Source organism: Mesorhizobium sp. M0217, from assembly GCF_040321955.1.
Lineage (GTDB): Bacteria > Pseudomonadota > Alphaproteobacteria > Rhizobiales > Rhizobiaceae > Mesorhizobium.
The window spans coordinates 245,540-267,428 of the sequence record NZ_JAMYSN010000003.1 but is presented as its reverse complement, the minus strand read 5'-3'; the positions used below and the strand labels follow the sequence as shown (position 1 = coordinate 267,428).

At 63.9% G+C, this 21,889-nt stretch carries 20 protein-coding genes; 12 read left to right on the top strand and 8 right to left on the bottom strand.

Going from position 1 to position 21,889, the window contains the following annotated elements:
- Positions 1–17: 17 nt before the first annotated feature.
- From NKJ18_RS08290 to NKJ18_RS08245, 10 genes are all read left to right on the top strand, one after another.
- Positions 18–788 carry an SDR family oxidoreductase gene (locus NKJ18_RS08290; RefSeq protein WP_023712093.1) on the top strand — a complete coding sequence of 257 codons (771 nt, stop codon included), beginning with the start codon at positions 18–20 and terminating at the stop codon, positions 786–788.
- A gap of 150 nt (positions 789–938) precedes the next feature.
- Positions 939–1,766, top strand: coding sequence for an AraC family transcriptional regulator (locus tag NKJ18_RS08285; RefSeq protein WP_023712094.1), 828 nt, complete (start codon positions 939–941; stop codon positions 1,764–1,766).
- 113 nt (positions 1,767–1,879) lie between these two features.
- Positions 1,880–2,323 carry an SRPBCC family protein gene (locus tag NKJ18_RS08280; RefSeq protein ID WP_023673045.1) on the top strand — a complete coding sequence of 148 codons (444 nt, stop codon included), beginning with the start codon at positions 1,880–1,882 and terminating at the stop codon, positions 2,321–2,323.
- 16 nt (positions 2,324–2,339) lie between these two features.
- Complete coding sequence (locus NKJ18_RS08275; protein WP_023673044.1) at positions 2,340–3,134, top strand: FAD binding domain-containing protein; 795 nt, start codon at positions 2,340–2,342, stop codon at positions 3,132–3,134.
- Positions 3,135–3,194: 60 nt separating this feature from the next.
- A complete protein-coding gene (locus NKJ18_RS08270) occupies positions 3,195–3,677 on the top strand; it encodes a (2Fe-2S)-binding protein (protein WP_023673043.1) in 483 nt (160 codons plus the stop codon).
- An 11-nt stretch (positions 3,678–3,688) separates the two neighbouring features.
- The gene (locus NKJ18_RS08265; RefSeq protein WP_023673042.1) at positions 3,689–5,056 is read left to right on the top strand and encodes a xanthine dehydrogenase family protein molybdopterin-binding subunit; all 1,368 of its coding nucleotides are present in this window, start codon (positions 3,689–3,691) and stop codon (positions 5,054–5,056) included.
- A gap of 1 nt (position 5,057) precedes the next feature.
- Entirely contained in the window at positions 5,058–6,062 is a 1,005-nt protein-coding gene (locus tag NKJ18_RS08260) for a xanthine dehydrogenase family protein molybdopterin-binding subunit (protein WP_023673041.1), read from the top strand.
- Positions 6,063–6,069: 7 nt separating this feature from the next.
- Complete coding sequence (locus tag NKJ18_RS08255; RefSeq protein WP_023673040.1) at positions 6,070–6,951, top strand: AAA family ATPase; 882 nt, start codon at positions 6,070–6,072, stop codon at positions 6,949–6,951.
- A 235-nt stretch (positions 6,952–7,186) separates the two neighbouring features.
- Positions 7,187–8,323, top strand: a complete 1,137-nt coding sequence (locus NKJ18_RS08250) for a vWA domain-containing protein (protein WP_023823203.1) — start codon at positions 7,187–7,189, stop codon at positions 8,321–8,323.
- Entirely contained in the window at positions 8,323–9,210 is an 888-nt protein-coding gene (locus NKJ18_RS08245; protein WP_023705629.1) for an amidohydrolase family protein, read from the top strand. The genes NKJ18_RS08250 and NKJ18_RS08245 overlap by 1 nt, the downstream gene beginning before the upstream one ends.
- A 45-nt stretch (positions 9,211–9,255) precedes the next feature.
- Here NKJ18_RS08245 and NKJ18_RS08240 read toward each other — a convergent pair whose 3' ends face one another.
- The 7 genes from NKJ18_RS08240 to NKJ18_RS08210 form a co-directional block, all read right to left on the bottom strand.
- Positions 9,256–9,663, bottom strand: a complete 408-nt coding sequence (locus tag NKJ18_RS08240; protein WP_023823204.1) for a carboxymuconolactone decarboxylase family protein — start codon at positions 9,661–9,663, stop codon at positions 9,256–9,258.
- Between the two features lie 248 nt (positions 9,664–9,911).
- On the bottom strand, positions 9,912–11,408 hold the full coding sequence (locus tag NKJ18_RS08235) for a sugar ABC transporter ATP-binding protein (protein WP_023714820.1): 1,497 nt from the start codon (positions 11,406–11,408) through the stop codon (positions 9,912–9,914).
- Positions 11,408–12,457 (bottom strand): SMP-30/gluconolactonase/LRE family protein, encoded by a 1,050-nt coding sequence (locus NKJ18_RS08230; protein WP_023823205.1) that lies wholly within the window; start codon positions 12,455–12,457, stop codon positions 11,408–11,410. Before NKJ18_RS08230 ends, NKJ18_RS08235 begins: the two co-directional genes overlap by 1 nt.
- Positions 12,454–14,577: an ABC transporter permease gene (locus NKJ18_RS08225; protein ID WP_023823206.1), complete on the bottom strand. Its 2,124-nt coding sequence runs from the start codon at positions 14,575–14,577 to the stop codon at positions 12,454–12,456. The genes NKJ18_RS08230 and NKJ18_RS08225 overlap by 4 nt, the downstream gene beginning before the upstream one ends.
- A gap of 79 nt (positions 14,578–14,656) precedes the next feature.
- Positions 14,657–15,682, bottom strand: coding sequence for a sugar ABC transporter substrate-binding protein (locus tag NKJ18_RS08220; RefSeq protein WP_023668177.1), 1,026 nt, complete (start codon positions 15,680–15,682; stop codon positions 14,657–14,659).
- 60 nt (positions 15,683–15,742) lie between these two features.
- Complete coding sequence (locus NKJ18_RS08215; protein ID WP_023699681.1) at positions 15,743–16,729, bottom strand: ABC transporter permease; 987 nt, start codon at positions 16,727–16,729, stop codon at positions 15,743–15,745.
- 272 nt (positions 16,730–17,001) lie between these two features.
- Positions 17,002–18,435: a DHA2 family efflux MFS transporter permease subunit gene (locus NKJ18_RS08210; protein ID WP_352758068.1), complete on the bottom strand. Its 1,434-nt coding sequence runs from the start codon at positions 18,433–18,435 to the stop codon at positions 17,002–17,004.
- A 109-nt stretch (positions 18,436–18,544) separates the two neighbouring features.
- On the opposite strand from NKJ18_RS08210, the gene NKJ18_RS08205 reads away from it, so the two are divergent.
- Positions 18,545–19,546 (top strand): ornithine cyclodeaminase family protein, encoded by a 1,002-nt coding sequence (locus NKJ18_RS08205; protein ID WP_023829197.1) that lies wholly within the window; start codon positions 18,545–18,547, stop codon positions 19,544–19,546.
- Positions 19,543–21,051, top strand: coding sequence for an HAL/PAL/TAL family ammonia-lyase (locus tag NKJ18_RS08200; RefSeq protein ID WP_023815628.1), 1,509 nt, complete (start codon positions 19,543–19,545; stop codon positions 21,049–21,051). Before NKJ18_RS08205 ends, NKJ18_RS08200 begins: the two co-directional genes overlap by 4 nt.
- Here the strand turns inward: NKJ18_RS08200 and NKJ18_RS08195 are convergent, their stop codons facing one another.
- Entirely contained in the window at positions 21,052–21,855 is an 804-nt protein-coding gene (locus NKJ18_RS08195; protein ID WP_023682254.1) for a 3-methyl-2-oxobutanoate hydroxymethyltransferase, read from the bottom strand.
- Positions 21,856–21,889: the final 34 nt, after the last annotated feature.

Below are 21,889 nucleotides of genomic sequence, written 5' to 3'. Positions count from 1 at the left end.
GGCTGGAAACCGTTGCCTTGACATCGAAATCCCTGTTCGACCTCAACGGGCGGCTGGCGCTGATCACCGGCTCCGGCCAAGGCATCGGCCTGGCGCTGGCGCGCGGCCTTGCCGAGCATGGCGCAAGTGTCGTGCTCAACGGCCGCGATGCCGGCAAGGTTGCCGGTGCTGTCGCCGGCTTGCGCGACGCCGGCTTCAAAGCGCACCCCTCGACCTTCGACGTGACTGATTTTCGCGCGGTCGATGCCGATGTCGCCCGCATCGAGGCCGAGATCGGCGCCATCGACATCCTGATCAACAATGCCGGCGTGCAGTTTCGCGCCCCGCTCGAGGACTTTCCCGAGGAGCAGTGGGAGCGGCTGTTCAAGACCAATGTCTCCGGCGCCTTCCATGCCGGCAAGGCGGTCGCCCGCAACATGATCGCGCGCGGCAAAGGCAAGATCATAAACATCGGCTCGGTGCAGAGCGAACTCGCCCGGCCCAACATCGCGCCCTATACGGCGACCAAGGGCGCGATCCGCAATTTGACCCGTGGCATGTGCACCGACTGGGCGAAATACGGCTTGCAGATCAATGCCATCGCCCCCGGCTATTTCCGCACCGAGATGAACCAGGCGCTGGTCGACAACCAGGAATTCTCCGCCTGGCTGGAAAAGCGCACGCCGGCTGGCCGCTGGGGGTATGTCGACGAACTGATCGGCGCCGCCGTGTTCCTCGCCTCCGACGCCTCATCCTTCGTCAACGGCCATACGCTTTATGTCGACGGCGGCATGACGGCTTCGGTTTGACGGGAAACCCTATCGCTCAGTCTGAAAATCCACCACTACGGCCGGCAGCACACAGCGGCTTTCGCCCCGCGCCTTGACGCGAGCCCGAACTCAGCCGCACAATCCCGTTGCAGGCGAAGGGAGGCCAGTCGTCTGCGGGAGGTATAACCCATGACGGACGCGATCAGGCTCTATTGGGGCCGGTTCGGACATGTTTCTGTCCTGAATGTCGCCAGCGACTTCGTCACCCATGCGCATGTCGAGGCCCACATCATCATCTGGCTGGAGGGCACGGCCGGCGAGATGACCGTCGGCCGCGAGACGGTGCCGCTGGGTCCCGGCACCGCCGCCGGCATCAATTCCTACCAGCCACACAGCCACATTCTGTCGCACAACGGCAGGCCCGGCCTGTTCCTCGCCTTCTACATCGATCCGGATTGGGCGCGCCGGCGCCGCGACCTGCCTTCGTCGGCGCCGTTGTTTGCACAGGCTGCGATCACGCTCGAACCATGGCTGCACCAGGCCGCCGCCAACCTGCTCGATCATTTGAGCGATAATGAAAGCATCGACGACGTCGCCAATTACGAGATCGAGCGCTTCATCGATAGCGTGCTCGACGCCGCCGACGCCTCGGCGCCGCAGGAGACGCGCATCCGCGTCAACACCATGCAGGATTTCCGCGTCCGCAAGGCGATCCAGCTGATGAAGGCCAATGTCTGCGAGCGCATTTCGTTCGACGACGTCGCCCGCAGCGTCGGCCTGTCGCGGCCGCATTTCTTCGCTTTGTTCAAGGAACAGACCAATCTGACGCCCAACGTCTACTGGAACACGCTGCGCATGGAGGAAGCCGTGCGGCAGTTGCAGTGGTCGCAGGAGCCGCTGATCTCGGTCGCCTGCAATCTCGGCTTCACCACCCAGGGCAATTTCTCGCGCTTCTTCCGCGACCATGTCGGCGTGCCGCCGACGCTTTACCGCGAGGCGGCGCGGGCTATGGCCTGAGCCAAGCCGCTCGTTTTTCAGACTCCTTGATAGGGCCGCAAGACCCATTGATAAGCGCAGCACCGGCCGCCGCCCTACCCTGCTGCGTATCGAATTCGTAGGGGAATGATCATATGGCTGAAGTCACCGTCTCCAGCGTCATCGACGCGCCGGTCGAAAAGGTCTGGGCGCGCATACGCGACTTCAACGGCCTGCCGGGCTGGCATCCGCGCATGGTCAAGAGCCATATCGAAGACGGCAAGAGCGCCGAAACCATCGGCTGCGTGCGTAATTTCGAGCTCGCCAGCGGCGCGCGTATCCGCGAAAAACTGCTCGACTTCTCCGACGCGAATTTCCGCGTCAGCTACTCCATCCTGGAGACGCCGCAGCCGTTGACCAATCACAAAGCGACGCTGCAATTGCGCCGCGTTACCGACGGCGACCGCACCTATGCCGAATGGACAGCAACTTTCGACGCGGCGCCCGAAGAGGCCGACAAGATCGCCGCCGGCATGGCCGCCAATGTCTTCCAGGGTGGCTTCAATGCGTTGAAGAGCCATTTTTCTGGCCAGAGCTGAGTCAGGGGAGACTGCCATGGCGCTTGCCCTCCAGACCTTTTCGGCCGTCAGGGATGCCAACGCGGCGCTGAAGGCGCCCGGCACCCGCTATCTCGGCGGCGGCACGCTGGTCGTGCGCGCCGCCAATGAAGGCGATGTCTCCGTCACCGGCCTCGTCCGCTCGACTGATCCGGCCCTCTCCGGGATCACCGTTGCCGGCGGCAAGGTCCGCATCGGAGCTTCGGTGACAATGGCGGCCATCGCCCGCCATCCCGAGCTTGCGGCGCTGTCCAGGGCTGCGCGCGCCGTCGGCGGCCCGGCGATCCGCAATATGGCGACTGTCGGCGGCAATCTGTTCGCACCCGCGCCCTACGGTGATTTCGCTGTCGCCCTGCTGGCGTTGGATGCGACGGTCGGCACCGATGATGGGGAATTGCCTATCGAGGATTTTCTGGCCAGGCGGGACGACAGCCGCGCCATCGTCACATCAGTCGCCTTCGCGTTGCCGAAGGCCGAGAATTTCCGCTTCCTGAAAGTGTCGCGGGTCAAGCCGAAGGGCGTCTCCGTGCTCAGCATCGCCGCCGTTCTCGAACAGGCCGGCGACGGCACTGTCTCCTCGGCGCGGATCGCGCTCGGCTGCATGGCAGACCGGCCGATGCGCGCCCGTGCTGCGGAAAAGGCACTGATCGGCAGCAGGCTCGAGCAGGACGGCGTCGCAGCGGCGCTGGCTGCAGCCGGTGAAGGCACCTCGCCAATCACCGACCCGATCGCCAGCGCCTGGTATCGCGCCGAGGTTCTGCCGGTCCATCTCGGCCGGCTGCTGCTTACTTAACCACCGCTTGGGGGGCGCGCGTCTGTCCGATCAACCGGGCAGGCGCGCTGGGAGGAAAACATGGCAAAGGTTCCGGTTCAGTTCACGCTCAACGGCTCGGAGAAGGCCGAATTTGTCGACAGCGGCACGACGCTGCTGCACGCGCTGCGCGACAAGATCGGCGACACCTCGCCCAAGGGCGGCTGCCACCAGGGCACCTGCGGCGCCTGTTCGGTCATCATCGACGGCGAACTCCGGCTCTCTTGCCTGACGCTGGCCGAGACCTGCGGCGGCGCCGACATTCGCACCACATCGGGCCTCGCTGAGGCCGGCGTCCTGCATCCGCTGCAGCGTGCCTTCCTCGACGCCTTCGCCACACAATGCGGCTTCTGCACGCCGGGCATGATCATGGCCGCCAAGGTGCTGCTTGACCACACGCCCAATCCGAGCCGCGAGGATGTGGTCGAGGCGCTGTCCGGCAATATCTGCCGCTGCACCGGCTACGAGCCGATCATCCAGGCGGTGCTGACCGCGGCCCGAGCCAATTCGCAGAACGCGGCCTAAGGACCAAAAGAATGGAACTGCGCAAAAACTATTTCGCCGATCAGCGCAAGGACGGCCTGCACGAGATCGGCCATGGGCGGCCTCGGCTGGATTCGCCGGGACATGTGACGGGCAAGACCGCCTATTTCGCCGACCGCAACTTCCCGAATATGCTTCACCTGAAAATGGTGCGCAGTCCGCACCACCATGCCCGCATCCGTTCGATCGACACTTCCGAAGCGGAGAAGCATCCCGGCGTGGTGAAAATCCTCACCGCCAAGGATGTGCCGCACAATGTCTACACCATCCTGATCCTGATCCAGGTCGGACCGGAAGACGAAACGGTGCTGGCCGACGGCAAGGTGCGCTGGAAGGGCGAGGCCGTGGTGGCGGTGCTGGCCGAGACCGAGCGCGCGGCTCAGGAAGCGGCAGCCAAGGTCAAGGTCGATTATGAGGTGCTGCCGGCCGTCTTCGACATGGAAGAAGCGCTGAAGCCCGGCGCGCCTTTGGTCAACGAATATCACGGCCAGAATTATTACCTCTATGACAGCGGCGAATGCCGCAAGGTGCGCTTCGGCGATGTCGAGGCGGGCTTCGCTGGCGCCGACCACATCCTGGAACAGAGCTACCAGTCCTCGCCGATCGAGCATGCGCCGACCGAGACCACGGGCTGCGTCGTGGTGCCCGAAGGCAATGACCGCTTCACCTGCTACACCAACACCCAGGCGATGTTCTTCACCCTCGACAACGCGTCGATCATCCTGCAGATGCCCGGCTCCAAACTGCATTTCGTCGGCGGCACTGTCGGCGGCGGCTTTGGCGGCAAGGTCGACGTCATCGTCGAGCCGATCGCCATTCTTGGCGCCAGGCTGACAGGACGTCCCGTCTCCTTCATCTACAGCCGCGAAGAGGAGATGCAGATCTCCTCACCCCGCGCCGCCGAAAAGATAATCATCAAGGACGGCGTGATGAACGATGGCCGCATCGTTGCGCGCAAGGTGACCGGCTATACCGATGCCGGCGCCTATTCGCGCCACTCGCCTTATGGGGCGCAGAAGGGTGCCGCGCACTATCCCGGCCCCTACACCATCCCCAATGTCTGGATCGACACCTACTGCGTCTACACCAACCGCACACCCTCCTCCGCGATGCGCGGCTTCGGCGTCACCATCGGCGACTTCGCGCTTGAGGTGCAGATGGACAAGCTGGCGCGGCTGATCGGCATGGACCCGCTCGAATTCCGCTTCATCAACGCCTATCGCGATGGCGACATGAAGGCGCATCGCCAGCCGACCGAAGGAGCGGCGCTGATCGAGTGTATGCAGGAGGCGTCGCGCGCCGCCAACTGGCCTGTGGCGGAGAAGTATATGGCGATGTCCTCCTACAAGAAGGGAGCTTGAGATGGCGCTAAGGCGCGGACGCGGCGTCGCCGCGATCAACTATCCGACGGGCATGAACCTTGGCGGCGACCCGACGCAGGCGCTGGTGCATTCGACGCCGACCGGCAATTTCATGGTGACGCTTTCCAGCGTCGATCTCGGTCAGGGCTTGAAGCAGATCATGGCGCAGATCTGCGCCGAGACCATCGGCGTGCCGACGGACCGGGTTACCATCGACACCGCCGACACCGACACCGGTCCGCACTGCATGGGCACCTTCGCCTCGCGCGGCACCCACCGCGCCGGCAACGCCGTCATCCAGGCGGCCAAGGAAGCGCGCCAGGTGATGCTGGAAGTGGCGGCGGAAGAGCTGGAGGTGAACGCCTCCGATCTCGAAACTGATGGCGAGGGCAACATTCTGGTCAAGGGCGCGCCGCAAAAGTCGATCTCGATCTTCGATGTCGCGCTGTCGGCTCATTTCAAGCGTGGCCGCTCGATCTCAGGCCGCGGCATGTTCCTGATCCCGCGCTCCTATCCGGAGAAAGAGACCGGCGCGATGAAGCCGTCGACCTGCTACGCCCATGCCTGCGCGGTGGCCGAGGTCGAGGTCGATGACGAGACGGGCGAGGTTACGGTGCTGACCGTCAAGAACGTCTTTGAGATCGGCCGCGCGCTGAACCCGAAAATGGTCGAGCAGCAACTGGTCGGCGGTTCCTGGATGGGCATCAGCCACGCGCTCTACGAAACGACCGAGCCCTATTATCCCAACCGCGACCATGGCGGCACCGACTTCAACCAGTATCTGATGCCGGGACCGGGCGATCTCGCCCAAACCGAGATCATCGTGCTGGAGCGGCCGTCGGCGGATGGTCCTTACGGTGCCAAAGGGCCAGGCGAAATGTGCGCGAACCCGCAGATCCCCGCGGTTGCCAATGCCGTCTTCGACGCCGTCGGCGTGCGCATTGACACGCTGCCGATCACGCCGGAGCGCATATTGCGCGCGCTGAAGGCGCAAGCGGCGAACTGAGGACGACATGCAGGAGCCGAACGCAGAGACTGTCGCGACCTCACCGGAGGCGGTGGCATCCCGTCTCGCCGCTTCGCGTTATCTCGCCGACGACAGCCTGGCCACCGCCATCTTCCTGGCCATACGGCTGGGCAAGCCGTTGCTGCTCGAAGGCGCGCCCGGCGTCGGCAAGACCGAAGCGGCCAAGGCGATCGCGCAGCTGCTGGGCCGCGATCTGGTGCGGCTGCAATGCTATGAAGGAATCGACGCAGCACACGCGCTCTATGAATGGAACTACCAGCGCCAGTTGCTCGCCATCCGCCATGCCGGCGAGCACGAGATCGACATCTATGACGACCGCTTTCTGATCGCGCGGCCATTGCTGCAGGTGCTGCGGGCGCCGGAGCAGCGCGTGCTGCTGGTCGACGAGATCGACCGCTCCGACCACGAATTCGAAGCGCTACTGCTGGAATTCCTCTCCGACTTCCAGATCAGCATTCCCGAACGCGGCACCATCCGCGCCGAAGCGCAGCCGATCGTCATCCTGACGTCGAACCGCACCCGCGAACTCGCCGAAGCGCTCCGGCGCCGCTGCGTCTATCACTGGATCGGCTATCCCGACGCCGAGCGCGAAGCCGCCATCATCATGCTGCGCGCCGGCGATGTCGCCGAGACCACCGCCCGCGCCGTGGCGGCCGCTGTGCAGGAGATCCGCGTCCGCCCGCTGGCCAAGCCGCCCGGCATCTCCGAGGCCGTAGAATGGGCCAACGCCGCCACCATACTGGAGAAAGGCGGCAGCCCATGGCCGCAAGCCTTCCGCCGAGCCATCGGTGTGCTTATCAAGGACGAGGAGGATTTGTCCGCGATCGCGCCGGAGCTTGGCCAGATTGTCGAGGAGGCGCTGGGGTGACGTGTGAGGTCAACAGCTCGTTCATAGCGAGGTGGCCTCACCTGGGCACTCTGCAACGCTGGCGGGACAGCGCCCCCCTCTGTCCTGCCGGACATCTCCCCCACAAGGGGGGAGATCAGCCGTCATCCTGGCTTTCGCCAATCTCCAGCGGCGCAGAAAGAACCGAAGCGCCAAAGCTGCTGATCTCCCCCCTTGTGGGGGAGATGTCCGGCAGGACAGAGGGGGGCGCGAAGGAATGATGCGTCAGGGAACCCTTCCTCTCGCCTCCGCGCCCTTCCTCCACTTCGCCCGGCTGCTGCGCCGCCACGCCTTTGCCGTCGCCCCCGAGCAGGTCTCCAGCTTCATGCAGGCGGTCACCCTGCTCGGTCCCCGCTCGATGGCCGACATCCGCGAGGCGGCGCTCGCAACGCTTGCCCCCCCGCCCGATCGCCGCGGCGAATTCGAGGCGCATTTTCGCAATCACTTCCATGGCGATGGCCAACCCTCGATCGAAGGCGAGGAAGACGAGGAAACCCGCATCAAAGACGATCACGGCACGCGCCAGGAGGAGAAACAGACCACGCGCCAGGAGAAAGGCGGCGATCTGTCGTCGGGCCTGGAGCAACTGAGCACGCGCGATTTTCAGCGTGACGATGACAGGCTGACCGCCTTTCGCCGCAAGCTCGCTTCAGCCCTCCCCGCGCGCCGCTCATTCCGCACCGTGCGCACCCATTCGCGTGGCAAGCTCGATCTGCGCCGCTCGCTCAGGGAAATCGTCACCGCCGATGGCGATATCCCCTCGCCGCAGCTCCGCCGCCGCCAGACGGTGCCGCGCAAACTGCTGATCCTGATCGACGTCTCCGGCTCGATGAAGCTGCATACATCGGATTATCTCAAATTGGCTCACGCCGCCGTACAAGGTGCTGACCGTGCCGAAATCTTCACCTTCGGCACGCAGCTCACCCGAATCACGTCCGCACTGCGTATCCGCGATCGCGACCAGGCTCTCGCCCGAGCGGCGGCACTCGTAGACGACTGGGACGGCGGCACGCGCATGGGACCGACCCTGCTCGCCTTCCTCTCGGTGCCCCGTTTCTCAGCCTTCGCCCGCGGCGCTGCTGTGATCATCCTGTCGGACGCGCTGGAGCGCGGCGACCATGCCGATCTCGAGACCGCGATACGCCGCCTGAGCGCCCGCGCCTTTCGCCTGTCGCTGGCCACACCTTTGGCCGGCGATCCGCGCTTCCAGCCGGCAACGGCGGCGTTGCGCGCCATCTTGCCCGATCTCGACGATCTCATCGACGGCTCGTCGCTCGGGAGCCTCACCGATTTCGTCCTGTCGCTCGCCCGCCCCGCCCCGGCGGCGTCGGCAATCTGGAAAAGGGTATCGTGATGCAGAAAGCCATCGACGCGCATTTCCACATCTGGCGCCAGCAGGACCAGCCATGGCTGGTCGGGCCGATGGTGCCGCGCATTTTCGGCCCCTACGAACCGATCCGCCGCGACTATCCGATCGAGGAATTTCTCGCCGATCAGCAAGGCGCAGGTGTCGAGAAGGCCGTCTATGTCCAGACCAACTGGGCCAAGGAGGATTTCGAAAAAGAAGTCGCCTTCCTGCAGAAGACTGCCGACCAGACCGGCTGGCCGCACGCTATCGTCGGCTATACCGATATGACTGTCGACGATGTCCGGCCCCAGATCGATCGATTGAAAAAGTACCCGCTGCTGCGCGGCGTGCGCATGCAGCTGCATTGGCACGAGACGCCGGCCTTCCGCTTCGCTGCCTCGGCCGATCAGGTCATCGACCCCAGGGTGCGGGCCAATGTCGCGCGGCTTAAAGACTATGGCCTGTCCTTCGACCTGCAGCTTTTCCCCGCCCAGATGAAGAACGGGCTGACGCTCGTCGGCGAGAACCCCGACACCAATTTCATCCTCACCCATGCCGGCATGCTGACCGGCATGGAGCCGGAAACCACCGAGGCCTGGAAAGCCGGCCTGAGTACTCTATCAACAGCGCCGAACTTCTACGCCAAGCTGTCGGGCCTCGGCACCTTCGCCCACCGCAACGATCCGGCGTTGATTGCCTACATCGTCGACAATGCGATCGACATTCTGGGCGCTGACCACCTGATGTTCGGCTCCAACTTCCCGATAGAGAAGCTCTGGACCAGCCACGCCGAACTGATCAAGGCGCATCGTGCAGCCGTGGCGAAGCACGGTCCGGTGGCGGAAGCGGATATCTTTTGGAATACGGCAGAGAAGGTTTACAGACCGGCATAGCGCACGCTTTCCATTCTCCCACAGGGGAGAAGCGAAAGCCGCCCCTCACTTCACTTCAAACTCAGGATCGACCGGAATCTGCATCGCAGTCACCAGATGGTTGGTCTGCCCGGCCAGCCCGATGATCGACACCATCTCGCCATGCTGCGCATCGGTCATGCCTTTGGCGCGGGCAGCTGCCGTATGCGAGTGGACGCAGTAGGAGCAGCCATTGGCGGTCGACACCGCGATATAGATCATTTCCTTGGTCAGCGGGTCGATGGCGCTCTCCGTGGCCATCACCACCTTCACCTGTTCCCATGTCCGTTTCAGCAAGGCCGGATCGTTGGCGAGCCCACGCCAGAAATTGTTGACGAAATCCGATTTGCGCGTCGCGCGGATGTCATCGAACACAGCCTTCGCAACCGGGATTTTTTCGACCTCAGCATCGCTGAGGAGTTTTGTGGCGGCCATGGCGTTTCCTTTCGTTGAATCGGTGGATCAGGTGGTTGAATCAGGTCTCGAGCAAGGGCGGCTAACCGGCTATTCCGATTCAGTTTTTGATGCTGACAGAACCATGGCGATTGGCCGAAGCATCTCAGCTTCGTCATTCACGGGCGAAGCAGGCGCGAAGCGCCGTCGCGGAGACCCGAGGATGACGAAGGCGCTGAGGCCTTCGCCAATTGGCGACCTATGCGCACCCTCAAACACCGACCAGAAACCTAATGAACCGCCGCATACATGATCTTCTCCTCCGTCGCCTCGGCGGGCGAAAACTCCTCGACCATGCGGCCCTGCCGGCACACCAGAATCCGGTCCGACAGGTTCATGATTTCCGGCAGGTAGGACGAGATAACGACGACGGCCAATCCCTCGTCGGCCAGCCGGTTGATGATCTGGTGGATCTCGGCGATGGCGCCGACATCGACGCCGCGCGTCGGCTCGTCGAAGATCACGATACGCGGCTGCTGCACCAGCCCCTTGCCGATCACCACCTTTTGCTGGTTGCCGCCGGAAAGCTCGACCACGCGGGCATTGTCGTTGATCGCCTTGATGTTCAGCGTCTTCGTCCATTCAGCGGAAAGCGTGCGCATCTCCTGCTGGTTGATCACCCAGGCCTTTTCGCGGCCCGCCGCCAGCAGCCCGCCGAACAGGTTCTCGGCGATGCCCATCGTCTCGAAAATGCCCTCGCTCTTGCGGTCCTCGGTAACATAGACAATGCCGTCGGCGACCGCCTCACTGGGCACGAGATAGCGCACCGGCCTGTCGTCGAGTTCAATCGCGCCACCGCGCAAAAAATCGCGCTTGTAGATGCCGGAGACGATCTTGAAGGTCTCGGTGCGGCCGGAGCCGATCAGCCCGAACACGCCGGTGATCTGTCCCTCGAAGATCGAGAAGGAGGTGTTGCGCACGACATTGCTCATCGAAATGTCCTGCACCGACAGCACCTTCTTGCCGGCCTTGCGCAGCCTGGCCTCGTCGCGCTGGCGATAGATCTGTCCCGACAGTGTACGCCCGACCATGGCGGCGACGATCTTGTCGCGATCGAAGGCCGATGTGTCGTCGGTTATGACCAGCTCGCCATCGCGCAGGATTGTGATGCGGTCGGCGATCATCAGCGCCTCTTCCAATGCATGGCTGATGAAGACGATCGAGACGCCGTTCGCCTTCAGCCGCCGGATCAGCGCGAAGAAGTGCCGCTTCTCCTCCGGCGTCAGCGTCGCCGTCGGCTCGTCGAAGATGATGATCTCGGCATTGTGGTGAACGGCGCGCGCGATCTCGACCATCTGACGCTTGGCCGCGCCCAGCGTCGCCACCATGGCGTTGGGGTCGACCGGAAAGTTCAGCGACTGCAAAAACTGCTGCGCCGAAATGTAGGTGCCGCGCAGCCGGTTGAGGAATTTTTCGGTGCCGAGATAGAGGTTTTGCGCCACCGTCATCGATGGCACCAGGCTGGTCTCCTGGAACACCATGGCGATGCCGGCCTCGAGCGCCGCATGCGGCGACGCATAAGCGATCTCGCGGCCTTTGTGGAACATCTTGCCTGAGGTGGCGTCGACGACGCCGGCGATGATCTTGGTCAGCGTGGATTTGCCGGCGCCGTTCTCGCCGAGCAGCGCGTGGATTTCGCCCTTGCGCAGTTCGAAGCTGACTTGTCTGACCGCGGGCACGCCGCGATAGTTCTTGGTGACATTTTCCAGGCGCACGATCGGTTCCATCAGAGACCTCCTGCGTCGATGGCCAGCACGCAATCGCCGCCCCTGGAGGCGATGAACAGGCGGCCGTCCGTTTCCGCCACGCTGCAGATGCCATGGCGCGTGCCGTCGGCGCGGCTGTGCAGGCTGAATTGCGGCTGCATGTTCTGATCGAGCCTGACCACCAGCCCATAGGAGCGGCTCGGCGACCAGGGCTTGTGGATGCCCATGGTGCGGATGCCGCCGCATTGCAGCGGTTCGAGGAAGCTGCGATTGGAGGCCAAAGCCGGCGCGATCCAGTAGGCCGGCGCCACCTGGTCTAGCATGTCGCGCCGATAGTGGGTTTCCTGGAGAACGAATTCGATCAGCCGGTTGCGTGGCGCGAACAGAGCCAGCCACGCGCCGCCATCGCCGGCCGGCGCGAGGCGCGCGGGATAGCCGGGCAGATGCGTCAGCATGGTCGAGCGGCTACCGGTCGCACCATCGAAGCGAACGAGCTGATGGCGCCAGCTTTCGCTGACCAGCACATCCCGCCCAATGGGATGCAGTCCATAGGGAAAGGCGATATCGCCGGCCACTTTGCGGAACTCGGCGGCGGCCGCGTCCCGCCTCCAAAGCGAACCGGACGCGCCCTTCTTCATCAGGTCGGCGGCCCATTGCGACGGCGTGTGCTCAGCCGAGCCATTGGCCAGCCACAACGTGCCGTCGTCTGCATAGGCAAGCGCGGTGATGCAGCTGACGCCGGCCGGCTGCGAAACCTCCTTGCCGGCAACCAGCAGCTTGCCGCTTTCCAACCCCACCGTCAGTTCGCCCGACAGTGATAGAGCCAGCGCCGTGATGGGGGAAAGAAAGGTCCCGACAACCTTCGGCTCCACCCCTGCGGCAAGCGAATATACCGCATTGCCGCTGGAAACGAGCAGCCGGCCATCGGCAACCAGAAGATTGTCGGGCTCCGTCAAATCGGCGAACACTGGCGCCTCGTCCAGCCGCGTGTTGGGACGGAAGGCACCGTCGAGCGGTGGGATGGTCACCGCCTTGCCACGAAACAGGTCGAGCACAGGATCGAGGATCATGGCTTCGCTCGCCAATAAGAAGCGGAACTGGTCCAGTTCGGGTCGGCGCCCGCAATCTTGTAGCGGCCGATGCGGTTGTTAAGGATGCCGCCGACGAACAGGAAACCCTTGTGCTCGCGCATCGAGGTGACCATCGGATGCGCGCCGCCGGTGAGGTCGCCCATCGCCTCGATAATGCCGCCCTTGTCGTTGAATTTCACCACGCCGCCGGTGTTGATGTTGGGGAACAGCCACTCGTCCTGCGGCAGCCGGCGCGTCATGCGCTTGCGCATATCGGGATGGCGCAGCGACAGGTCGAAGCTCGGCGTGCGCATGCCGAGCCATGCCATCCAGTAATTGCCGTCGGAGGCGCGGTTGATGTTGTCGGGATAGCCCGGCATGTCGCGGATGACGCATTCGGCGGCGCCCGCCTTCGGCCCTTCCAGCCAGTAGCGATGCACGCGGCAGGCCCAGCTCTCAGCGAAGAACAGCGACTTGCCGTCATGCGCCATGCACACACCGTTGGTGTAGCGGTAGCCGTCGAGCAGTGTCTTCGTCGAACCGTCCTTCGGGTCATAGACCAGCAGCCGGCCGGTGGCGCGGTTCTCGATCGAGTCCAGTGCCCAATCGTGGGCGTCATAGCGCTTGGTGGAGTCAGTGAAATAGATGCGCCCGTCCGGCGCGATGTCGCAATCATTGGGGTCGCGCAGCCGCGCATCGTCTACGATCGAGGTCCAGGAGCGCGACGTCTCGGCCGACAAGCGCCTCACTTCCCGATCCGGTGAGACGGAATAGAGCCCCATGGCGCCGACGCAGCTGATCAGATTGCCCGATTTGTCGAAGGCCAAGCCTAGCGGAAAACCACCGATATGGGCAAACACCTCCGACTTAACGTAATCCGGTGCGAAAAAGCGGACGATCTCGCCATGGCGCGTGCCGCAATAGAGATGGTCGTCGCGGTCGAGGATGACGTCTTCCGGCCCTTCCAACTCGCCGAGCCCGATATGGTCGGCCGCCGACAGCCGGTTGTCGAGCGCGTAGGGCGTGCCTGAGCCCGGCACCGCAGACTGTGTCTCGCCCATCTTGAGATAGACCGGCGCGACATAGACTTCGTTGAGCACCTTATGGCGGTTCTTCAGCCAGCGGATGTCGATCGTCACCGCCACCGCCAGCATGATGCCCAGCACCATCTGGTTGGTGCCGGTGCCATAGCCCAGCCGGATCAGCCCGTTGGTCATGGTCAGCACGATGATGGCGCCCATCAGCCCCTTGATGACCGAGCCGCGGCCACCACCCAGGCTGACGCCGCCGACCACCGCCGCCGTCAGCGCCATGATCTCAAGGTTGAGGCCGGTGCCCGGCCCTGCCCCACTCAGGCGGCAAGCGATCAGGAAGCCGCCGATCGAGGCGCAGAAGCCGGAAAAGACATAGGTCATGAACACGGTGCGACGCACGCGAATGCCGGCATTGTGCGCCGAGCGCCTGGATCCGCCGACCGCCAGCACATGCCAGCCCGGCCGTGAGCGCGTCAGCGCGATATGGGTGACGATGGCAAGAATGATCGCCAGCCACACCGAGACCGAAAGCCCCCAGAAGGTGCTGTCGCCGATGAAGTCGAGCACATCGGATGTCGCCTGGGAAAGCTGCACGTCTGCGGCATAGGTGGTGACGAGAATATCGAACAGCGCCCGGCCAAAAATGAAGGTGACCAGCGTAGTCAGAAAGGCGCGCAGCCTGAGATAGCCGACGAGGTAGCCGTTGACGGCGCCGAAGATGAGCCCGGTGGCAAGCGATGCCGCCAGCGCCAGCCAGATAGACTGTTCGAGGATGAAGAAGACATAGACGGCGGAGAAGCAGGACAGCGCGAAGATCGAACCGACGGACAGATCGATGCCGCCGCCCAGCATCACCACCGTCATGCCGGTGACCACCATCGAGAACTCGCCGAGCTGGCGGGTCGATTCCTGTAGCGAGGTCAGCTTGAAGAAGCCGGGAATGATCGAGCCGAACACGCTGAGCGTCGCCACCAGCGCCAGGAACGGAATGGCGTTGTCGGTCCAGCGTTTTGTCAGGATTTCGCCGACCAGATGGTCGGGCACGAGATTGTAGCGCCAGGACTGGAGGCGTTCGCGAAAGGACATCGGCGGCTGCTATTCCATGAGGGAACGAGGTGACCGGATTGTCCAGCCACCTCGTTTATTTCAGTCGAAAAAGCGCGGCTTACTTCGCCGCCGCTTCGGCCTGCAGCGCCTTCAGGTCCCAGCAGCTGTCGGGCTTGAGGTCGGCCTTGGTCGTAGCCTTCTCCAGTGTGTAGATGTAGGTGTGCGACGTGCCGGCCGGCTGGCCGCTCTGCAGCAGGAACTTGATGATAGCGTTCATGTCGCCGGACTGGCGAGCCAGATCGGTCATCACCACGGCGCCGTAAGTTCCGTCCTGCAATTTGTCGCAATCGGCCGCCTTCTCGCCGCCGCCGGTGGTGACCAAAAAGACCTTGCCGTCGAGCTTGGCGTCGCGGATGGCGGCGGATGCGCCGGTGGCGTCGCCATCCCAGAAGTCGATGATCGAGCAGATGTCGGGGTTCTGCTGCAGCATTGTCGTCGTCACGTTGCGCGACGTCGTCGGATCCCAGTTGGAGTCGGGCTTGGCCACGACTTTGAAGTCGGGGTGCTTCTCCAGCACCTTCATGATGCCGGCATACTGGTAGAGACTGGACGAGTTGGCCTGATCACCCTGCACAAGGCCGATCTTCTTCGACGAATTCTCGCCGCAGCCCTTGATCGCCGCTTCGGCCTCGAGTTGGCCGAGCCGGTCCCAGTCACTGCCGACAAAGGCGTCGGCCGGGAAGTTGGCGGGATTGTCGACCAGTATGACGTAGGTTCCGGCAGCCTGCGCCTTCTTCATCAGCTTGGAATAGGAGTTGAGATCCGGCGCATGGATGATCAGCACGTCCGGCCTTGTGTCGGACGAGATCGCGTCGGTGATCGCCTGTGCGCCGGCATCGACGACCCAGTTCGGATCGCGTGTTTCGAAGGTGCCGCCCCAGGCCTCGACTTCCGTCTTCAGATAGTGCGACCAGCCCTGCGCAAGGTCGAAGCCCATCGCCAGCGGCACCAGCATGACGCGCTTGCCCTTGAGCGCCTGCGCGTATGCGGCCGGGCCCGGATCGTCGGCGGCGAAGGTCGGCGCGACGAAGGCGGTAGCGGCAAGCGCCGTGGCGGCCGCCATCAGTGTTCTGATCAGTTTCATGTCACATCCTCTGTTTTTCACTTATTGCCGGCCGGTCGGCATGACCCGGTCGGGTACCCCTTAGATGTCGCCCTGCTGCGCGGTCTGTTCGTCACGCGGATTGATGATGCCGTCGACGATGATGGCTCCGAGCAGGATCGCCGCCTTGATCAGGTTTTGATAGAGCAGCGGAATGTCGATGATGGTCATCGCGTTCGACAGGATGCCGATCAGTGCAGCGCCCACCAGCACGTTGCGCACCCCGCCCCGCCCGCCGGAAAGGCCGATGCCGCCGATCACCGCCACCAGCACGATGTCATAGAGCAGCGTCGAGTTGACGACGCGGGTGTTGATCGAATGCAGGCTTGCCGCCGTAAGCAGGCCGGCGATCAGCGCGACAAAGGCCGAAACCACATAACGCAGCACCAGCATTGGCCGCACCGGAATGCCGATGTTGCGCGCGGCGACCGGATTGTCGCCGGCGAAATAGATGTAGCGGCCCCATTTGGTGTAGCGCAGGAACACGAAGAACAGGAAGGCGAGCCCGGCGAAGACGAACACTTCGATCGGAATGTCGAGGAAACGCAGGCCGCCGAGCAACTCCACCCAATGGCCCTGAGGCACCGGCACCGCATCCTGTGTGATCAGTTGCGAGCGGACATAGCCGAAGACGAAGGAGCCGGTCGCCAGCGTCACGAAGATCGCCGGCACGTCGGCATAGGCGACGAGAAAACCGTTGAGCAGGCCGATGGCGAGCACGCCTGCCAGCACATAGGCGAAGGCGAGCCCATCAGGCGTTCCGGCGTTGAGCAATTGTAGATACCAGGCGACCGACATCGCCATGATCGCCACCGCCGACAGGTCGATGCCCCTGCCGATTATGACGACCGCCATGCCGAGCGCCAAAATGCCCAGCACCGACACCGAGCGGACGATGGCAACGAGATTGTTGGCAGCGATGAAACCAGGCAGCCCAATGGCAGCGGCGACGAACAGCACCACGGCGATGGCAAAGACAATGCCTTCCTGATTCAGGCTCCTGACATTTGGCCAGCCAATCGTGTTCATGTCTGCATTCGCCCCGATGGCAGCTCTGCCACCCCTTCCGAAGAAAGCTAATCGGCTCGGCGCCGCTTCGTCAAATGAATCCGCGCTCGGAACGCCCGTTGGCAGTGATAATCTTCCAGTGGACGCACCGATTGCTAGAACTGGCGCAATCCTAGGAAAAGGCTGCGCTTTTGGCATTCCGTTGCGCCATTGCGTGTATGCGCGAAGGTGCCGTTCTGAGGCGAAAGCACAAGGCGCAATTAATTGCCGCCTGAGCGGCGAAAATCGCGAATTCAGGTCCTGGTCATGTGGCCTGAAACTTCGGCGCCTGCACCGGGCGGCAGCACGAGGAACCGCAACGCCGCCGCCAGCCCGATGGCGCCGATGACCAGGAAGGCGATGCGAAAATCGACGAGGTCGAGCGCCGGCCGGTGCCTGACGATCTGCGACAGGTTCAGAATGGCAGCCGCCACCGCTACGCCGAACAGCATCGACATCTGCTGCAGCATGGACGACAAAGTTGCCGCCGAGCTGCGCTGCGCCGCATCGATATCGGCGAAGGCCAGTGTATTCAGCGCTGTGAACTGCATCGAGCGCGTCAGGCCGGCGATCAGCATCAGCGCTACCACCAGCGCCTGCGGCGTCTCCGGCGAGATCGCCGCGCACGCCATGATCGAGGCCGAGGCGATCAGGCCGTTGACGACCATGACCGTGCGAAAACCAAAGCGTCGCAGCATCGGCGTCGTCACCGTCTTCATGCCGAGATTGCCGAGGAAGTAGGCCAGGATCATCAAGCCGGCATCGACCGGCGAAAGGCCAAAGCCGACCTGAAACAGCAGCGGCAAAAGGAACGGCGTGGCGTTGATCGCCACGCGAAAAATGGTGCCGGCGGCAAGCGTCGAGATGGCGAAGGTCTGCACCCTGAACGCGCTGAGATCGAGCAGCGGATGCGGCGCGCGCCGGAGATGCCGCACCGCCAGCCAGCCGATGACGATGCCGGCGGCAACCAGCAGCACGGCGGGCAAGGCGCCGTCTTCCGGATGTGCGATGCGCTCAAGGCCGTAGAGCAGCAGCGCGAGCCCCAGCGACGTGAGGAAAAACCCCGGCCAATCCAGCGGCTTGGGATCGGCCGCGCGGTCGCCCGGAATGAAGCGCGCGACCAGCGCCAGCCCGACCAGCCCAAGCGGGATGTTGATGAAGAAATTCCAGTGCCAGGAGAGATAGGTTGTGATGAAGCCGCCAAGCACCGGCCCGACCACGGGCGCAAACAACGCCGGCCAGGTGATCAGCGCCGTGGCGTTGAGCAGCTCCGATTTCGACGCATTGCGCAGCACCAGAATGCGCCCGACCGGCGTCATCAGCGCGCTGCCAAGGCCTTGCACGACACGGGCCGCGACGAACTGGGTAAGGCTCTGCGAGAAGCCGCAGGCCAGCGAGGCCAGCGTGAACAGTACGATCGCCAGCAGGAAGATGTTGCGCGCGCCGAAGCGGTCGGCAAGCCAGCCCGACAGCGGCACGAACACTGCCATGGTCAGCATATAGGCGGTGATGCCGATGCTCATCGCCACCGCCGGCACGCCGAAGGATTGTCCCATCTGCGGCAGCGAGGTCGAGATGATCGTCGAATCCAGCAGCTGCATGAAAAAGGCGATGGCAACGATCAACGCCACGCGCCGCGCATTGCTGGCGGCTACGGCGGAGGCCTCGGTGTCGGGAACGGCAGTCATGGCGAACCGCGTTGAACAGCATATGGCTGGCCCCGTCCAGAGCTTATCCAACAAACTTCCGTGTCGGCTCGCAGCCTGTTATGGATGGGCGGGCGGCCAAGGACATTGCATGAAGCCTATCTATATCGACTACCTCAATGCCCTAGATATCGAAGCCCTGGAGATGACCGACGGCGAAATCATTGCCGCTGTCGAAGCCGGGCTTATCGCGCAAGGCAATGGCCAGACGGTGATCGAGCCGCGCGTCCATCTTGAACCCGACCCTTCCTTCCATGGCCATTTCAACGTTCTGCGCGGCTACGTTGCGCCGCTCGATACGGCGGGCGTGAAAATCGTCGGCGACTATGTCGACAATTATCTGCACGGGCTCCCTTCAGAATTTGGCATTCTAAACCTGTTCGATCCGCGCACCGGCACGCCGCGCGCCATTCTCGACGCCACCGTCATCACCGACATGCGCACCGGCGCCGTCACCGCTATCGGCGCCAAACATCTGGCGCGCAAGAACTCCAAGGTGCTGGCCCATATCGGCGCACGTGGCACCGCCTATTGGAATGTCCGCCTGCTCGACCATCTCTTCGACTTCGACGAGATCCGCGTTCATTCGCGCCGCCCGAAAAGCCGCGACGGCTTCGCTGCCAAACTCTCGGCCGATCTCGGCAAGAAAGTTACCGCGGTTGCCGACTGGGAGAGCTGCGTCAAGGGCGCCGACATCGTCGTCGAGGCCTCGCGGCTGCCGGAGCCGCAGCCGCTGCTCAAGACCGAATGGATCAAGCCCGGTGCGCTGGTCGTGCCCTATGGTACGATGAGCGCGGTGGAGCTGTCATTGACCGACATCATGCAGAAAATGGTCGTCGACGACTGGGGCCAGTGCAAAGGCGGCAAGTTCGGCTCGCTGCGCGCCCATGTCGAGACCGGGCGGCTGGGCGAAGCGACGCTGCACGCCGAGCTCGGCCAGATCGCTGCCGGTCTCAAGCCGGGACGCCAGAGCGACGACGAGACGATCCTGTTCTGGCATCGCGGCCTGTCGCTGTCCGACATTGCGCTGGGCAAGGCGATGCTGGCCAAGGCTGCTGATAAAGGCATCGGCCAGAGGCTGCGCTTCGCATGAGCGCGCTCGTCCTCACCGGCGCCGGCGTCAGCGTCGAGGACGTTGCGCAGGTCGCCCGCGGCGGCCGCAAGGTCGAGGTTGAACCGACAGTCATCGAGAGGCTCGACAAAGCGCGAAAAGTGCTCGATCAGGTCGCCGCGTCCGGTCAGCAAATCTATGGGCTCAACACCGGGCTCGGCGCCAATCTCGGCACATCGGTCGAGGGCGATGCCAGCGCCTTCCAGCGCCAGTTGCTGGAAGGGCGAAGCGGCGCTGTCGGCGAACCGTTGCCCCAAGAGGCGGTGCGGGCGACCATGCTTGCGCGCGCAGCGATGCTGGCAGTCGGCGGCTCCGGCATTTCGCCGGCGGCTTTCACCGCCCTTGTCGATGCGCTCAATGCAGGCGTGCATCCGGTAATGCCGCAGTTGGGCTCGATCGGCGCCGGCGATCTCGTGCTGATGGCGGCGCTCGCCCGTCTGCTGACCGGCGACGGCGAAGCTGACTATCAGGGTCGGCGCATGCCGGCGGCCAAGGCGTTGATGATGGCGCGGTTGGCTCCGATCAGCCTGGCGCCGAAAGACGGCCTGTCGCTGATCAACGCCTCGGCGGTATCAGCCGGCACTGGCGCGTTGGTACTGGCCGACGCGCTGTCGGCCTTTGCGCAACAGCAGCAGGCCGGCGCGCTGACCATGGAAGGGTTTGGCGCCAACCGCACCATCCTCGATCCGCGCCTGCATCTGGCGCGGCCGGCAGCCTGCCAGCAACTCGCGGCCAAGGGCCTGCGCGACCTGCTTGCCCGTGACGAGGAGCCGGCGCCGACCACCTTGCAGGACCCGTTGTCGATCCGCTGCATGCCGTCGATCCATGGTGCATTGATCCAGGCGATCGATCAGGCGCGGCTGGCGCTGGAGATCGAACTCAATGCCGCCGCCGACAATCCGCTGGTGCTGGGCGATGACGGGCTGGTTCTGTCGACCGGCAATTTCCACACCGCATCGCTGGCGCTTGCCTTCGAGACGCTCGGCCTGGCGATCGCGCAATGTGCCGCGGCAAGCGTTGCCCGCTTCATCCAGCTCGCCGGCTCCGGCCGCAACGGCCTGCCAAAATATTTGTCACCGGTCGGCGGCGCCTCGGCCGGTTTCGTGCCGCTGCAAAAGACCGCAACGGCAATCCTGGCCGGCATCCGCCACAAGGCCAATCCGGTGATGCTGGATTTCCTGGCCGTGTCCGAAGGCGTAGAGGACCACGCCACGCAGACGCCGCTTGCCGTGTCGAAATGCGCCGGGATGATCGCGCTGTGGCGACGGCTGATCGCCTTCGAACTGATGGCCGCCGCACAGGCCGTGGACCTGCGCGACGGTCTCAAGCTGGCGCCCGGCACAGCAGCGGTCCATACCGCGGTGCGCGCGCATGTAGCGATGCTCAGGGAGGACCGGCCGCTGGGAACGGATGCCGAGGTGCTCCATGCCATGCTCGCTGACGGAACATGGCAAGGTGCAGCGATGATCGGCAAGGAGGCCGAGTAGTTAGCCCTTTGCGTCCACCCGTTTCATGAACAGGCTGAGCTCGGCCGGATCCATGCGCACGACATGCCTGTCTTCCGGATAGGCGCCGCTATCGACGTCGGCAACGTACTCGGAAAACGCCGCGACGCGTTCCGCCTGCAGACGATCGTACTCGGCGGCGAAGTTGCGGTAGACCTTGGAATGGCGCGGCATGTGGCCCCGGTTCTGGCCAAGAATATCGTCGGCAAACAGATATTGCGCGTCGCAGCCGGTGCCCGCACCCATCGACAGCATGATCAGCGAGGTCCGTTCCGAGATCGCCTTCGCCACCTCGATCGGCACCACTTCGATCTCGGCGCCGAGAGCTCCAACGGCCTCATACTGCTTGACCGCCTCAAAAATCTGCATGGCGGTGTCGGCGGTCTTGCCGACGGCCTTGAAGCCGCCGGTCCAGGTGGCGCGGGACGGAATGAGGCCGACATGGCCGATGACGGGGATCGCGTCGTCGGCGAGCCGCTTCACGGTGGCGAAACCGGCGCTGCAATAAACGGCGTCGGCGCCGGCCTTGTAGAGCCGGAACGCCCAGCGCAGGAAATCGTCCGCCGTGCCGATCTCATAAAAATTCTCGCCCGGCATGGTGAACAGGCTGGGCGCCGCATCGCGATACTCAGGGTTGAGCACCAGCTCGGGCGGCACCGAGACGATATCGACCCCTGCCCGCTCGGCAGCCTCGGCCTCGTCCATGGTCAGGACGCGCAGCATGGTCAGCTGGCGCTTGCCCTTCATGGCGCGCAGATCGGCGACGGTCGGTCTCTTTCGGCTCATCGGGATGTCCCTGTTGGCTGGTTGCTTTTCCCGG

Excerpts from the sequence above, each read along its gene's own strand:
- NKJ18_RS08195 (WP_023682254.1), bottom strand. The coding sequence starts at position 21,855 with ATGAGCCGAAAGAGACCGACCGTCGCCGATCTGCGCGCCATGAAGGGC.
- NKJ18_RS08265 (WP_023673042.1), top strand. The coding sequence starts at position 3,689 with ATGGAACTGCGCAAAAACTATTTCGCCGATCAGCGCAAGGACGGCCTG.
- NKJ18_RS08200 (WP_023815628.1), top strand. The coding sequence starts at position 19,543 with ATGAGCGCGCTCGTCCTCACCGGCGCCGGCGTCAGCGTCGAGGACGTT.
- NKJ18_RS08215 (WP_023699681.1), bottom strand. The coding sequence starts at position 16,729 with ATGAACACGATTGGCTGGCCAAATGTCAGGAGCCTGAATCAGGAAGGC.
- NKJ18_RS08280 (WP_023673045.1), top strand. The coding sequence starts at position 1,880 with ATGGCTGAAGTCACCGTCTCCAGCGTCATCGACGCGCCGGTCGAAAAG.
- NKJ18_RS08240 (WP_023823204.1), bottom strand. The coding sequence starts at position 9,663 with ATGGCCGCCACAAAACTCCTCAGCGATGCTGAGGTCGAAAAAATCCCG.
- NKJ18_RS08230 (WP_023823205.1), bottom strand. The coding sequence starts at position 12,457 with ATGATCCTCGATCCTGTGCTCGACCTGTTTCGTGGCAAGGCGGTGACC.
- NKJ18_RS08220 (WP_023668177.1), bottom strand. The coding sequence starts at position 15,682 with ATGAAACTGATCAGAACACTGATGGCGGCCGCCACGGCGCTTGCCGCT.
- NKJ18_RS08275 (WP_023673044.1), top strand. The coding sequence starts at position 2,340 with ATGGCGCTTGCCCTCCAGACCTTTTCGGCCGTCAGGGATGCCAACGCG.
- NKJ18_RS08205 (WP_023829197.1), top strand. The coding sequence starts at position 18,545 with ATGAAGCCTATCTATATCGACTACCTCAATGCCCTAGATATCGAAGCC.
- NKJ18_RS08260 (WP_023673041.1), top strand. The coding sequence starts at position 5,058 with ATGGCGCTAAGGCGCGGACGCGGCGTCGCCGCGATCAACTATCCGACG.
- NKJ18_RS08235 (WP_023714820.1), bottom strand. The coding sequence starts at position 11,408 with ATGGAACCGATCGTGCGCCTGGAAAATGTCACCAAGAACTATCGCGGC.
- NKJ18_RS08250 (WP_023823203.1), top strand. The coding sequence starts at position 7,187 with ATGATGCGTCAGGGAACCCTTCCTCTCGCCTCCGCGCCCTTCCTCCAC.
- NKJ18_RS08255 (WP_023673040.1), top strand. The coding sequence starts at position 6,070 with ATGCAGGAGCCGAACGCAGAGACTGTCGCGACCTCACCGGAGGCGGTG.
- NKJ18_RS08210 (WP_352758068.1), bottom strand. The coding sequence starts at position 18,435 with ATGACTGCCGTTCCCGACACCGAGGCCTCCGCCGTAGCCGCCAGCAAT.
- NKJ18_RS08225 (WP_023823206.1), bottom strand. The coding sequence starts at position 14,577 with ATGTCCTTTCGCGAACGCCTCCAGTCCTGGCGCTACAATCTCGTGCCC.
- NKJ18_RS08285 (WP_023712094.1), top strand. The coding sequence starts at position 939 with ATGACGGACGCGATCAGGCTCTATTGGGGCCGGTTCGGACATGTTTCT.
- NKJ18_RS08245 (WP_023705629.1), top strand. The coding sequence starts at position 8,323 with ATGCAGAAAGCCATCGACGCGCATTTCCACATCTGGCGCCAGCAGGAC.
- NKJ18_RS08270 (WP_023673043.1), top strand. The coding sequence starts at position 3,195 with ATGGCAAAGGTTCCGGTTCAGTTCACGCTCAACGGCTCGGAGAAGGCC.